Source organism: Bacteroides sp. MSSM.1001136sp1_RTP21357st2_D2_RTP21359_211015, assembly GCF_040913205.1.
Lineage (GTDB): Bacteria > Bacteroidota > Bacteroidia > Bacteroidales > Bacteroidaceae > Bacteroides > Bacteroides ovatus.
Window position 1 is genome coordinate 1 of the sequence record NZ_JBDFVF010000009.1, and the last position, 13,882, is coordinate 13,882.

The 13,882-nt window shown below is 39.4% G+C and carries 15 protein-coding genes and 1 riboswitch; of the genes, 10 read left to right on the forward strand and 5 right to left on the reverse strand.

The window, feature by feature from the left end; translation table 11 throughout:
- On the forward strand, nt 1–184 hold a 184-nt coding region (locus AB5217_RS07795), incomplete at its 5' end, for a hypothetical protein (protein WP_368117362.1).
- A gap of 1,432 nt (nt 185–1,616) precedes the next feature.
- Nucleotides 1,617–2,723 carry an AAA family ATPase gene (locus AB5217_RS07800; protein ID WP_004296848.1) on the forward strand — a complete coding sequence of 369 codons (1,107 nt, stop codon included), beginning with the start codon at nt 1,617–1,619 and terminating at the stop codon, nt 2,721–2,723.
- Nucleotides 2,724–2,986: 263 nt separating this feature from the next.
- Here the strand turns inward: AB5217_RS07800 and AB5217_RS07805 are convergent, their stop codons facing one another.
- Entirely contained in the window at nt 2,987–3,211 is a 225-nt protein-coding gene (locus tag AB5217_RS07805) for a winged helix-turn-helix domain-containing protein (RefSeq protein ID WP_004296847.1), read from the reverse strand.
- A 311-nt stretch (nt 3,212–3,522) separates the two neighbouring features.
- Between AB5217_RS07805 and AB5217_RS07810 the strand changes: the two genes are divergently transcribed.
- The gene (locus AB5217_RS07810) at nt 3,523–4,380 is read left to right on the forward strand and encodes a GyrI-like domain-containing protein (RefSeq protein ID WP_004296845.1); all 858 of its coding nucleotides are present in this window, start codon (nt 3,523–3,525) and stop codon (nt 4,378–4,380) included.
- Nucleotides 4,381–4,444: 64 nt separating this feature from the next.
- Here the strand turns inward: AB5217_RS07810 and AB5217_RS07815 are convergent, their stop codons facing one another.
- The 3 genes from AB5217_RS07815 to AB5217_RS07825 form a co-directional block, all read right to left on the reverse strand.
- The gene (locus AB5217_RS07815) at nt 4,445–4,816 is read right to left on the reverse strand and encodes a VOC family protein (RefSeq protein WP_070782514.1); all 372 of its coding nucleotides are present in this window, start codon (nt 4,814–4,816) and stop codon (nt 4,445–4,447) included.
- Between the two features lie 94 nt (nt 4,817–4,910).
- Nucleotides 4,911–5,714 (reverse strand): helix-turn-helix domain-containing protein, encoded by an 804-nt coding sequence (locus AB5217_RS07820; RefSeq protein WP_008776366.1) that lies wholly within the window; start codon nt 5,712–5,714, stop codon nt 4,911–4,913.
- Between the two features lie 151 nt (nt 5,715–5,865).
- The gene (locus AB5217_RS07825; RefSeq protein WP_007751317.1) at nt 5,866–6,735 is read right to left on the reverse strand and encodes a DUF6845 domain-containing protein; all 870 of its coding nucleotides are present in this window, start codon (nt 6,733–6,735) and stop codon (nt 5,866–5,868) included.
- A gap of 122 nt (nt 6,736–6,857) precedes the next feature.
- On the opposite strand from AB5217_RS07825, the gene AB5217_RS07830 reads away from it, so the two are divergent.
- From AB5217_RS07830 to pncB, 7 genes are all read left to right on the forward strand, one after another.
- Nucleotides 6,858–7,184: a cupin domain-containing protein gene (locus AB5217_RS07830; protein ID WP_004296840.1), complete on the forward strand. Its 327-nt coding sequence runs from the start codon at nt 6,858–6,860 to the stop codon at nt 7,182–7,184.
- A gap of 312 nt (nt 7,185–7,496) precedes the next feature.
- Entirely contained in the window at nt 7,497–8,435 is a 939-nt protein-coding gene (locus AB5217_RS07835) for a DUF1848 domain-containing protein (protein WP_070782515.1), read from the forward strand.
- A gap of 372 nt (nt 8,436–8,807) precedes the next feature.
- Entirely contained in the window at nt 8,808–9,587 is a 780-nt protein-coding gene (locus tag AB5217_RS07840; protein ID WP_004296838.1) for an SDR family NAD(P)-dependent oxidoreductase, read from the forward strand.
- A gap of 137 nt (nt 9,588–9,724) precedes the next feature.
- Entirely contained in the window at nt 9,725–10,330 is a 606-nt protein-coding gene (locus AB5217_RS07845; protein WP_070782516.1) for a TetR/AcrR family transcriptional regulator, read from the forward strand.
- 4 nt (nt 10,331–10,334) lie between these two features.
- The gene (locus AB5217_RS07850; RefSeq protein WP_008650404.1) at nt 10,335–11,060 is read left to right on the forward strand and encodes a hypothetical protein; all 726 of its coding nucleotides are present in this window, start codon (nt 10,335–10,337) and stop codon (nt 11,058–11,060) included.
- Nucleotides 11,061–11,104: 44 nt separating this feature from the next.
- The gene (locus AB5217_RS07855; protein ID WP_008650403.1) at nt 11,105–11,635 is read left to right on the forward strand and encodes a hypothetical protein; all 531 of its coding nucleotides are present in this window, start codon (nt 11,105–11,107) and stop codon (nt 11,633–11,635) included.
- A 167-nt stretch (nt 11,636–11,802) separates the two neighbouring features.
- Entirely contained in the window at nt 11,803–12,978 is a 1,176-nt protein-coding gene (gene pncB, locus AB5217_RS07860; protein ID WP_008650402.1) for a nicotinate phosphoribosyltransferase, read from the forward strand.
- Nucleotides 12,979–13,115: 137 nt separating this feature from the next.
- Here pncB and AB5217_RS07865 read toward each other — a convergent pair whose 3' ends face one another.
- Nucleotides 13,116–13,439: a thioredoxin family protein gene (locus AB5217_RS07865; protein WP_004296832.1), complete on the reverse strand. Its 324-nt coding sequence runs from the start codon at nt 13,437–13,439 to the stop codon at nt 13,116–13,118.
- Nucleotides 13,440–13,609: 170 nt separating this feature from the next.
- Nucleotides 13,610–13,814: riboswitch (cobalamin riboswitch) on the forward strand.
- Nucleotides 13,815–13,882 lie beyond the last annotated feature (68 nt).

Below are 13,882 nucleotides of genomic sequence, written 5' to 3' on the forward strand. Positions count from 1 at the left end.
CTTGTACTACTTGTATTGTTTATCAATATTTCAAAGAACTTGTTGCTTTCGTTTTAAAAGCGGGTGCAAAGGTAAGGACTTTATTTTTAACTACCAAACTTTTTCGGAAGTTTTTTTAGTTTTTCTTTTTACGCTGGTTTCTCTGGCTCTCTATGCGAAAGGGGAAGAAGGTATGAAAGAATAACTCTTGCCAATTTTCTTTGCGAATCGGACTGCAAAGATAAGAACTTTAGTTATTATAATCCAAACTTTTTCGGAAGTTTTTTGTTCTTTTCTTTAAGTGAGATTCCACTTTTTCACTAAGTCAATTTGTCAAGGCTTTCTTCTCTTGGAAAGCGGGTGCAAAAGTACGCCCTTTTGGTATACACTCCAAATATATCAAACTATTTTTTCTAATTATTTTTGAATACATTTGCTAAAGTGCTGATGCATAACGATGTTGTAGAACATATTTTTTATGTATAGGGAAATTGTGTGCGGAAACGACGAGAGGGATACACATTATTATATCACACGCGGGCGCGTAGGTGTGCCGAGGAGCAGTTTGTATTAGGGAGCAATTAAAGAATCAGTTCATTAAAATAAGAGGAAAGAAAGATAGATATAAGGATAGTGGTTTTATAGTGGATTCCATTCCTTAGTTTGATTCATTAATATGATACTTGTATGAGAATGATGCGTAGAAACTTCACTTTGCTGAAAAGGATTTTTCTTTTTCATTTCTCATGTTCTCATAATATACATAATAATCATCTGTGAATCAAATAGATAATACTATGAGAAATAAAACACAAAAGGGTATTTCTCATAGTATTGCCATGATTTAGTCCGTAAAATCGAGCATTTCTCATAGGGTTTAAACTATTTCTCATCTTATTCTCATACTCCGTCTATACATTTTACTCATTTCTCATACAGTATAATTGTAGTTTTTCCGGACTTTTGCCGGATTTACGATTACTCCTTTCCTTCTTCGGTTTTATTAAGCAACTTCTTGCTATTTACTACTTTCCTGTATGTTATTCACCTTATACCTTTATGTTTTTCCCTAATCATTGTTATTTCTTCCTACCACTATTCGTATCGTTACACTCTAGTGAACAGATCGTTGCACTGGAGTGAACGGTTCTATCTACTCTAGTGAACAGACCTTTCCACTCTAGTGGAACGATTCAGATACCGGTAGGAAAACATGAGAATATCTACTCCATACACTTTCATAAACGCTTTATAATATATTATTAATCAATACATAACTGAATATGTAGCATTGAATCTATTACAATTAATTAGCCTCTTTGCCCTACGAAAGATTATGAGAAATGCCTTGAAAAGCTATGAGAAATACTTTGTTTTGTGGACAAAATGCTGGTAACACTATGAGAAATACCCTTTCTTCTTTTATTTCTCATAGTGTTATATAACTGATTTGAAGATTGTTATCACATATATTATGAGAACATGAGAAATGAAAATGAAAAATCATTTGCAGGAGCTTTGATATAAATACAGGAAACTATCCACGCCTATGTTTTTCGAGAAAATGATAAATCGGTTCAGTTCATATCATAGATTTATTTCGTACCTTTGCCATTCTATTTATATAAAAAGAAAAAATGAGTAAAGAATGCACACTCGCAGATTTCACAGATATTTTTGATTACTCCACAGGATGGTTCAGCGACAGTAGCATTTGTAGTCTATTCTATCAGATATTCAAACGATTCCCTTCCATGAAAATGGTAAAATATAAAGTAAACCAGGATTTTCTGAAAGAAATCAAGGAACTTTATCAGCAAGATGACGCGTTCGATATATTCGAGCATGTGTACTGCAATCATTTTGAAAATGAAAAAGAAGAAGAGGAGGAAGAAGAAGATAATACATCTACAAAAGAGTTATACGACTGTATCGTTATCTGCAAAAAGAATTTGATGATCGGCTATTTTGATAATTGCGTAAAGATTGTCTATTCCAATATCGACAAGGAGGAAATCAATCAGATCAATCAGATTTGCGAAAACCACAAGAAGGAAAATGAGAAACTTAACAATCTATTTATAGTAACATACTCTCATAACTACTTCAGCCTGAAACAATCGCAAGTTAATGAACCTGCTATTCAGATTGATCGTCACTATAACGATGATTTTGTTCCCGTAGCTGCCGAGATCGAAAACTTTCTGCTGGAGGACAACAAAAGCGGATTAATCATTTTGCATGGAAAACAGGGTACAGGAAAAACGACTTATATCCGCCACCTTATCAATCTTGGAAAAAAGAGAATGATCTATATGAGTGGAGACCTGGTAGATAAACTTTCGGATCCGAGCTTTATCACTTTCATCCGCCAACAAAAGAATTCTATCTTCATCGTAGAGGATTGCGAAGAACTATTGTCAAGCCGCAACGGAGGCAACCGTATGAATGCCGGCTTAGTCAACATACTGAATATTAGCGACGGGCTATTGAGCGATGAATTGTGTATCAAATTTATCTGCACCTTTAATGCTCCATTAAAAGATATCGACGAAGCATTGCTTAGAAAAGGACGTCTGGCTGCCCGATACGAGTTTAAAGACCTGACTACTGATAAGGTTAATCAACTAATCAAGGAAGAAAGCCTGGATATTCCCGAACAGACACACCCCATGACACTGGCTGAAATCTATAATTACGAAGGAATGGATTTCTCCCAGGGAAGAAAACGGGTAGGATTCTAAAGATATTCTCCGGAATAGAATTGCCAGAGAAAAAACAGGCAATTATTATTGTGGAATACAAGTATATAAATTTTATCTACATCCGGACACGATTCGACATTTTTATACGTTTATTATACGTTAAAAGAGTTGCCCTATTATTGAGCAACTCTTTTAAATATAAAACTTCTTAAGTTCAAACTTAACTTGTGATACCTTATACGGACATATTCTTACTTATAAGTTAACGGAACTTCAAAGATATTCACTCACAAAACCTGCTATTATCCAAAGCTGAAGGGAAAAGCGCTTTCATCAGATAAAGCAATTAATCCATTTTTCCGTTGGATACAAATTTTGTTCTCTCGTGCCAACCAACCGGCGGCCAATGCTGTACTTTCTACGCTTAGGTTTAATCTTCTCGCCAATTCAGGTATTGAAATTTCACCAATTTCTTTCAGGGCATACCAGACCTTTCCGGCATTGTTCCCTACAATTGTTTTATCCATGGCTATTTTTATTAATAATTCGGTTACAATATAATCATTTTAATAATAGTTTATAACAAAACCGGCTTTTTTATTTTAGTTTTTGACATTATTTAAAACAAGAAAATCAATTTCGCAATTAACGGTTAAAAATTTGGTCATGGTTCACACCATAACACCACTGTAAGGTACATTATATATCAAAATAAATTCTCAAAACAGGTATAGGGCAACCATAGAAAGAAAATAGAAAGTTGACATTTCCGCAATATCGGACAAGTCATTTCGCTTTTTTACCAATACCTTTGCGAAGTGAAATACCAAAATTAGTTATGCAACAGAAAAAAACAACGAAAGAGGAATATCAAAAGTGCGTAAATGTTGTAGTGGAATACATCATCCAACATTTAGGAGAAGATATTGATTTAAAATCTCTGGCCAGAATTTCAAACTTTTCTCCTTTTTACTTTCACCGGATCATGAAAGCTTTTCTCGGTGAACCGATTGGTACGTTTATTGTCCGGACGCGGACAGAAGCTGCCGCACGCCTACTCCGCTACTCGGATATTCCGATTGCTGACATCGCCTACCGGATTGGTTACGCATCCCCTTCTTCATTATCGAAAGTGTTCAAGCAATTTTATGGCATTTCACCTTTAGAATATAGAAACAATAAAAACTTTGTAATTATGAAACCAGCGATTATCAGGCCAGACCTGGAACTAAAAAAAGAGATCAGAAATGTCTCCGAACGGAATGTGATTTATATCCGCCTTACAGGCGACTACAAACTGAATGATTACGGTGGCACTTGGGGCCGTTTATTCCAATTCATCAAAGAACAAAAACTGCCGATGGGAGATTTCAGCCCGCTTTGCATCTACCACGATGATCCGAAAGTGACGCCAGCCGAGAAACTGCGTACAGACGTATGCATGGTAATGCCTGTAAAGGTTGCCCCCAAAAGTGATGTGGGATTCAAGGTTATCCCAGCCGGACGTTATGCTATTTTCCTTTATAAAGGCCCGTATGACAATCTGCAAGCTGTGTACGATACGATTTACGGAAAGTATCTGCCCGAAATGGAATGTACGATACGTGATGAAGCCAGTGCTGAACGCTATCTGAACAATCCATGTGACACTCCCCCCGAAGAGTTGTTGACGGAGATCTATATTCCGGTAGAATAATCCGGATAAGGGGACGAAGGAACAGCAGTCACTTCCAGACAGGCTGTTCCCTCTTCCCTACCTGTTATTTTTCAGCATAGACGCCAATCCTGTTTCCTTCACTATCCGTGAATACGGCAAACCATCCTTTATCGTCTGCCTCAATCTTTGTTTTGGGAATGACAACTTTCCCTCCTTTCAGAAGCACTTTTTCCAATGTTTGTTCAATATCCTCACAGTTGAAATGGATAAGTACGCCATGCGTTGAAGGAAGAAAGTCGAAATTTGAAGTATAAGAAATAGCACCGACGGTTTCACCTTCTTCCGTGAAACAAGCCATTTTCTCTGTTTCACATTCAAAAGTCGGAAGTTGCACCCCCAACACAGTTTCATAAAAATCGACAGCCCGACGGAAATCGGTAGCAGGAATCTCAAAAAATGCAATTAATTTTTTCATCTCGTTTCTTTTTTATGGTTACTACTAAGCCTTTGCAAAGACATTGCAAAAGTAGGGTAACACGAGGAAGCCCGATAGAAAAAAAGAGACATCTTTAGAGTTCAGAGAAATAATCGGAATAAGGGGCGCATACAGAAAGATACTCCGCAGGGGTATAACCGGAAAAGAGTTTGAATTCCTTTATCATGTGAGACTGATCGGAAAAGCCACATTCATAAGCCACTTGTACAAAAGGAATCGTAGCATCCTGTTGCAGCATGGATAACGCCCGTTGCATACGGATAATACGAATAAATTCCTTGGGAGTAGTGCCGACATAATCGGCGAAGATACGCCCAAACTGCTTACTGCTCAAACAGGCTGTTTCCGACAAATGAGAAATATTGATTTGCGGCCGGAGGTTTATTTCATGAAAGACAGCAGACATCCGCTTGAGATTATACTCGGGAAGAGTGTATAAACGACGAAGAAAAAACTGCTCTATCAACCGAATACAAACTGCATTATCAGAAGTATCCGTGACCTGTTTCACTAAATCCGACAGTTCTACATCTTCCATCGCATCGGTATCTACAGTCTGCCCATGGAACAAATGACTGGGTATATGAAACAATGCTTTTACCGCATAAGGTTGAAAAACAACAGTAATCATCTCTATCCTGCCTGTAGACATCACATCCGAGAAACCGACCGATTGTCCGGAAATAAAGGATTGGGGTTGCAGCTCCGACTCGCCCAACAAAAGAAGTTGTTTCCCTTTATGGAATACCAGTTGCATGCAGCCAATAGGCAGAGTCCGTTCGGAGACAGGAGCTATTGAGTCGTCTTGCAATATCCAGTAATGCCGTATATAGGGAGCCAGTGCAAAACAGGGTTTTATCAGTTGAAATGATTGCATATAACAAAGATATTATTTCTTAATCCAAATGCAAAAGTAAAACTCCTGTTTAAAAGGGGATAGTAAAAAAAGGACTTCTTTGCTTAATTAAAAAAGCATCCCCTGCTTGAAGAAACATGATTGCAACTCATTCAAACAGAGGAAGAATTCTTTAGATAACGGAAAGTCCATATTCGTAGGCTTCCGACATCGCATTGTAATCTGCATCGGAATATGCGCCTTTATCTCTTGCTTTCTGCATATCTTTCATAAACGATTCCACAGAAGACAGGAAGCTATAATAATTCTTTTGCTCTTCATCATAGCCTGTGACAGTAGGAAGTTTCTTTGCAGCTTCGAGTTCTTTCTTCAATTCTGCCATCTTCACATCAATGCGAGCACCCTCCAGTACATGTTTGCGGGAATAAAGATTCATTATGCTTTGCACAGTGCCGGACATCTTACGCATAGCCATGATTTGATCTTTCAACGGTTCGTCGGCAAGAAGTTCTTTTTCAGCCTGTTCCGTGAGAGGGCTTAGAATATCAAAAATCACTTGTTTATATTCGGACATTTCTACACTTAGCCGATAGTTTTCATCCAAGAGCTTGCCAGCCTTGGCTGTCTCTTTGGCCTGCTTGTAAGAGAGAAACTTATTAAAATTATCATAGAATTGCGCCCGTGCACTGAAAAGTCCTCTATAACTCTGCTTCAGATTCTGACGGACTTGTATATTAAAGTAATCTCCCGGATCCATCAATTCCGCAGTGTCTCTGGCAGATACTTCAGGCGGTGCTATCGGAGATACTTCAGGAACTTTTCCTGTCTGTTCCATATATCCCAAGACCGCATTTACGTCTTTTGCATTAGCTACATGCCTCAACACGATGAGCGATGTATGATAATAGTTTATCACTTTACTGGCATTATCCAATTCCTCCGGAGTGACGGAGGACGCAGCCTGTTTCTTGTTTCCTCCCGAACAGGAAACCAATAAGAAAGCACCTATCAGTGCTCCAAACAATAAGATATTCTTCTTCATAATAATGGTTAGTTTATTGAGTCTTTCGTACTATAACAATAAAAATCGTTTTTTGTTATAGACAAACAATGCATATTCGAAAAGTGTTCTCTATATGATATTAACTTAAAAATAAAACAAATATGGAACAATCATTTCAAAAAGGAGTTGTGCTCCATTTGGCTTCTCTCATTGAATATACTGAAGGAGGCGTTATCAGCAAACAGTTAATCAAAAGTCCGGCAGGAAATATCACTTTATTTTCTTTTGATAAAGGAGAAGGGTTAAGCGAACATCGTGCCCCGTTTGATGCGCTCGTGCAGGTATTGGAAGGGGTAGTGAATATTACTGTAAACGGAACTCTGTTCACCGTAAAAGCAGGAGAAAGTATCGTATTTCCGGCGAATGCGCCGCATGCCCTTACAGCAGTGGAGAGATTTAAGATGCTGTTGACTATGATTAAGGAATAAACAATCATAGTGTATAAAAACAAAAAATGGCTACTCATCACGAGCAACCAATCTTTTGTTAACCTTAAATCTAATACTTATGAAAAAAACACTGTACAAAGGTACCATATTTCAGGTAAATAGCAAATTCTAGAGCCTAAACAGCCCATATTATAACAGGGTTTAATACTCTGGGAAGCGCATTAACATTTCAGACTTCACACGTTAACATTTAACATATTCATTCACACTAGTTACTTCTTGGGTAAGTAAGAATACAAAAAAGAGGGAATCATTGAAACAACATCGTCTTTTTTTTTGTAACTTTGAACTATGATAATCAGTGCCAGCCGCCGGACAGATATTCCGGCATTCTATTCCCAGTGGTTTTTCAACCGGATTAAAGAAGGATATGTATTAGTGCCCAATCCATATCATCCGAAAATGATTAGCAAGATCTCTCTATCTCCTGCTGTAGTAGATTGCTTTGTTTTCTGGACCAAGAACCCGGCACCTATGCTCAACCAACTGGAGAAATTGCAGGATTACAACTATTACTTCCAATTTACACTTAACCCCTACGGAGAAAAGCCGGAAAATCATTTGCCCTCCATCGATAAACGAATGGATACCTTTAAAAAGCTGGCTGATAAAATCGGCAGGGAAAGGGTGATCTGGAGATATGATCCGATACTGACGAACGAGGAATACAATGTTTCTTTCCACCAGGAAGCATTTGCCCGGATTGCCGACGAACTCAAAGACCACACTGCCAAATGTATGCTGGGATTCATAGATCATTACCAGCATATCCGGAACTCAGTACGGTTATTCAACATCCATCCGCTGACTCAAGAGGAAATAGAAGAAATGGCTGTCTCCTTTAAAAAAACAATCGACGTTTATCCCGACATACAGCTGGATACTTGTACTGTAAAAGTGGATTTAAGACATTTAGGTATTCCGAGCGGCCTGTGTATTGATAAGGATCTGATAGAAAAGATCATCGGTTATCCTATCCTCGCCCAAAAGGATAAAAACCAGCGTAACATCTGCAACTGCATTGAAAGCATTGATATCGGAACTTATGAAAGTTGCCTGAACGGATGTATTTATTGTTATGCCATCAAAGGCAATTATAACACGGCAGTATATAATAGGAGGAAACATGATAAAAACTCACCGCTACTCATCGGCCATTTATCCGAAGATGATATCGTAAAGGAACGGGAGATGAAAAGCCTGCGGGATAACCAATATTCGTTGTTTTAATCTCTTCGGTCTGCAGTTGACTTACAGGCATAAAAAAAGGCTATCTATCCCAGACAGCCAATCTTTTGTTAACCTTAAATCTAATACTATGAAAAACACAGTACAAAGATACGTACTTTTCGGTTATCTCCAAATTTTGAGGCCAAAGCAGCGTATCTTATAACATGGTTTAATAGAATCAGAGCCGTATTAACAAATGAGTGGGCAGGCATTAACATTTAACAGTTTTCTTAAATAATCAGAGCGTAAAACTGGAAAAGATGCAAAAGTTTTCGAATCGAACACCTTATCTTATTAAAGAGAGTTTATGAGGGCTAACAAATTCCTCTGCCAGCTGTTTCTAATAGAAGGTAATCATCAAATTCCCATTATATGAACAGATTCGAAAATAAAGTAGTTGTCATCACCGGTGCCGCCGGTGGTATCGGCGAAGCAACCACACGCCGCATTGTCTCCGAAGGAGGCAAAGTAGTCATCGCTGACCATTCCGAGAAAAGAGCGGAGCAGCTTGCCAACGAACTCACGCACGCAGGGGCTGACGTGCGTCATGTCTATTTCTCCGCCACCGAACTCCAGAGTTGCAAAGAGTTGATTGATTTTTCCATGAATGAATATCAAAGAATAGACGTACTGATTAATAATGTAGGAGGAACTGATCCCAAACGTGACCTTAGCATCGAAAAGCTGGACATCAACTACTTTGACGAAGCATTCCATCTGAATCTCTGCTGCACGATGTATCTTTCCCAACAGGTCATTCCTATCATGACTGCCAATGGTGGTGGGAACATTGTCAACGTAGCTTCCATAAGCGGACTTACGGCTGATGCCAACGGTACTTTATACGGCGCCAGCAAAGCGGGTGTCATCAACCTGACGAAATATATCGCTACTCAAATGGGAAAGAAAAACATCCGTTGCAACGCCGTAGCTCCGGGACTGGTACTTACTCCCGCTGCATTGGACAACCTGAATGAGGATGTACGTAATATCTTCCTCGGTCAATGTGCCACTCCTTATCTGGGAGAACCGGAGGATGTTGCAGCTACCATCGCTTTTCTGGCTTCGAACGATGCCAGATACATCACTGGACAAACGATTGTGGTGGATGGCGGACTGACCGTTCATAATCCGACAGTGGCGTTATCATAAAACGACCGGATAACGTATTATCGGTAAAGATGATAGGTTATTAACCGGCAACCATTACAAAAAATAATCTCTTTTTCCTTGATGTTACCGATAGGAAACATATCTTTGTGACCAGTCAGTAACAAAAGTATCAAAGTATGGAAAAAGAGATTACTAAAAACAGACAGGCTACGGAAATGACCCTGATTACAGCCGTCAACGACATCATTGAAGAAAGCGGTTTCGAGGGGTTGGGGATCAATGCGGTAGCAGCCAAGGCCAAAGTTTCAAAAATGCTTATCTACCGTTATTTCAATTCGCTGGATGGACTGATAGCAGCCTACATTCAGCAGAACGACTATTGGACTAATTTCGATGAAGAGTTACCGGATCAGGCTCATTTAGCCGCATTTATCAAGCAGATATTCAAAAGACAAATCATGCGGTTACGGGAGAATTATACATTGAAACGCCTGTATCGCTGGGAACTGACAACGGACAATAAGTTTGTGAAAGAGTTGCGCAACAAACGGGAAGAGAAAGGAATCTGGCTGGTAGAGGCAGTCAGCAAACTATCAAAACATCCGAAAAAAGAGATTGCTGCTATGGCTTCCATCATCACCGCAGCCATCAGTTATCTGGCATTGCTCGAAGAAAACTGCCCGGTCTACAACGGCCTCAAGATTCAGCAGGAAAGCGGCTGGGAGGAATTGGAAGAAGGCATCAATCTATTAGTAGACCTCTGGTTACAAAAACAACTCTAATCAAATGAATAAAATGACAATAATGGGAATATGGTTTCTTTCTCTATTGATAAATAGTGGATGCAACCGGGATTTAGTAGAATACGACAGTAACGATCTTAAAATATCTATTGAAAAAGGGGAAGAGTGGTTGCATAATTTTCCTTTGTTTCTAGGCATCAACATCAAAAATCCGCCCCAGATTGCAATCTGGACTGAAGACATGGAAGGGAATTATCTGTCCACCGTGTATGTGACACACAAAATAGCCACTCAATCCTGGCAAGCCTCCGGCGGTAACCGCCGAAAGGAAGCGCTGCCGCATTGGTGTTATCAACGGGGAATCCAATATGAAGACGGGTTATATCTCCCTAGCAAAAAGGAACCGTTGACGGACGGTATCAGCGGAGCTACTCCGAAAGGTAGTTTTAATGTGAAGATGTCGCCAACCGGGAAGTTGAAGAAGTTTATAGTCAAAATTGAAATCAATCATTCTACAGATTTCAATGATGCATATCCGAAATCGGCCAAAGAAGGAGACGCCAATTACTCCGGTGGAAAAGAAGGGAGCGGACAGCCTGCCCTTGTCTACGCAGCAGAAGTGGATTTGACTTCCGGCAAGAAAGAATTTACAGCCAAACTGATCGGACACAGTAGCCCGGATGGAAGTAATGGAGATCTTACCAAAGATACTTCTTCACTCACAACTGCATTGCATATCGTTAAAAGTATAACCGTGTATGTGCAATAGCAGTAGCTAACCATAATATTATCAAACTCTATCCTTGCATCATTATGAGGAAATTTATATTCATCTTTGCGCTGCTATCTTTCATCACTGTATGTGCCGACGGACAAACAGACAGCAGACGTCTCTCTTACACTACATATATCGGGACAGGTTTTTCTATGAATCAGCCTTCTTACACGCCTTTCAACTGGCAAATCGTCAGTCACTACCACATCAGTCAACGGTTTGCCATCGGTGCGGGTAGCGGACTTTCTGTTTATGAAAAACTACTCATTCCGCTTTATGCCAGTGCGCAATTTTATATAACGAAGCCCAGGAGACTGACTCCTTATCTGGAATGTCATATCGGTGGGTCTTTTGCCACAGACAGAGAAGCAAACGGAGGCTTTTACCTCTCTCCTTCCATCGGTGCACAATTTAAGGTCAACCGGAAATTTAAACTGAATTTGATGGCAGGTTATGAACTCCAGAAACTGGAACGGACAAAGAAACAGGAAGATCCGTATTTCCATACGACGTTTAAGGAAGAATTGTCGCACCATTCCATTACGCTGAAAATCGGCTTGACTTATTGAGGTAACTATAATAAGAGATAAGGAATTTGCCATTGCAAACAGAATATATATTCAGATCCTGACTTTATTCCCCCGAATAAAAAAGGCATAATTATTAATGATTAAGTCGTTATATTATTCAACAAATACTAACTTTACGACGTTATAAAATATAAAGAGCGAACGAAATGATTGTTAAGACATTACTAGATACCGATCTTTATAAGTTTACCACATCGTATGCTTATATCAAACTGTTTCCCTATGCAATGGGCACGTTTAGTTTCAACGACCGGAATGAAACTCAATATACCGAAGATTTCCTGAAGGCACTCAAGGCAGAGATCAAGAATCTTAGTCAGTTGAGGTTTACGGAAGAGGAGCTGGAATATATGACGAAAAACTGCAGATTCCTTCCGAGAGTCTACTGGGAGTGGTTGTCTTCTTTTCGTTTCGATCCGAATAAGATTGATATTCATCTGGATGAAGCTTGTCATCTCCACATCGAAGTGACTGACTTGCTTTATAAAGTGACTTTATACGAAGTGCCTTTGCTCGCTATTGTCTCCGAAATCAAAAACCGTTTCTTTGGCAATGTAGCAGACATGAACGAGATTCTTTGCAAGCTGTCGGAGAAAATAGAATTGTCGAATCAACATCAGCTTCGCTTTTCAGAGTTCGGCACACGGAGAAGATTCTCCATTGATGTGCAGGAAACGGTTATCAAGAAGCTGAACGAAACAGCGCAATATTGCACCGGAACTTCCAACTGTAACTTTGCAATGAAATATGGAATGAAAATGATGGGAACTCATCCACATGAATGGTTTATGTTTCATGGAGCACAGTTCGGATATAAACATGCCAACTATATGGCACTCGAAAACTGGGTGAATGTTTATGACGGTGATTTAGGTATCGCACTTTCCGATACATATACTTCCGGCATCTTCCTTAGCAACCTTAGCCGTAAACAAGCCAAACTTTTCGATGGAGTGCGGTGTGATTCCGGCAATGAATTTGAGTTTATCGATAAGCTGGTTGCCCGCTACAAAGAGTTGGGAATCGACGCGACAACCAAAACCATCGTATTCAGCAATGCCCTAGACTTTACAAAAGCATTGGATATTCAAGAATACTGCAAAAACAAAATCCGCTGCTCTTTCGGGATCGGTACCAATCTCACCAACGATACCGGGTTCGAACCTTCGAACATCGTGATGAAACTGACACAATGTAAGATGAATGTCAATCAGGAATGGAGGGAATGTATCAAACTGTCTGATGATGAAGGAAAACATACCGGCAGCCTTGAAGAGGTACAGGCTTGCCTGTATGAGTTACGACTCAACAGAAAGCAATAAAAATAAAGAAAAGCAGGAAGTACCTCACCGGAGAATACTTTCTGCTTTTCTTTATGCATATTAGAAGTATGCCAGACAAAGACATACCAGCATAGAATCAGCTACGCATATCATTGTAACAAACTATGCAATAATCGTCAGGATTTGAATCCTTTCACTGCTCTTTCCAATCTTTCCAAAGGTAATTCGCCGGATTGTCTCCAGAGCTGTTGTCCTTTTCTAAAAAGAATAAAGGTAGGAGTCGACTCAACTGTATAGAAATCTGTAAGGGCTGGTTCCTGATCGATGTCTACCAATACCACTTCCAATGTTCCTTCCATCAGTTTCTTAAATTCTTCAACAACCGGTTTCATACGTTGGCAATGAGGACACCACGTTGCATAAAACTCTGCCATTACCCAATCACCGTTAGCCAGTTTCTCCTGATTTCTTTCTTCACGAGCTATTTTCTTTTCTTTCATACGAATATCTCCTTTTAATTAATTACTATCAACCTAACAATATCAGGAGAAATATAGTTTAGAAAAGTAGCAAGGTTATACACTAATTAAAGAATCCTTATTTAAAGATAAGCATTGCACAAAAATGAAACTTTCGTGCAAAAAAGGAACATCTTATTTAATATTTATTTATCTTTGCCCCCCGAAATGGTTCAGAATCCGTATCCAACGGACGACGATTAATAGGGAATCGGGTGTAAGTCCCGGACAGTCCCGCTGCTGTGAAGCTCTGTTCAATGTCTTATAATTGAACTAATTTAACGCCACTGATGTTAATCGGGAAGGCAAATAAGACAAGAGTCAGTCAGAAGACCTGCCATTTTGTGTAAGACGCTCCCCTCCTCGTGGGTTAGGAGAAAGAGCATCACTTGTTAAGCCCCAAATCAAAAAAATACTGTTTTTCG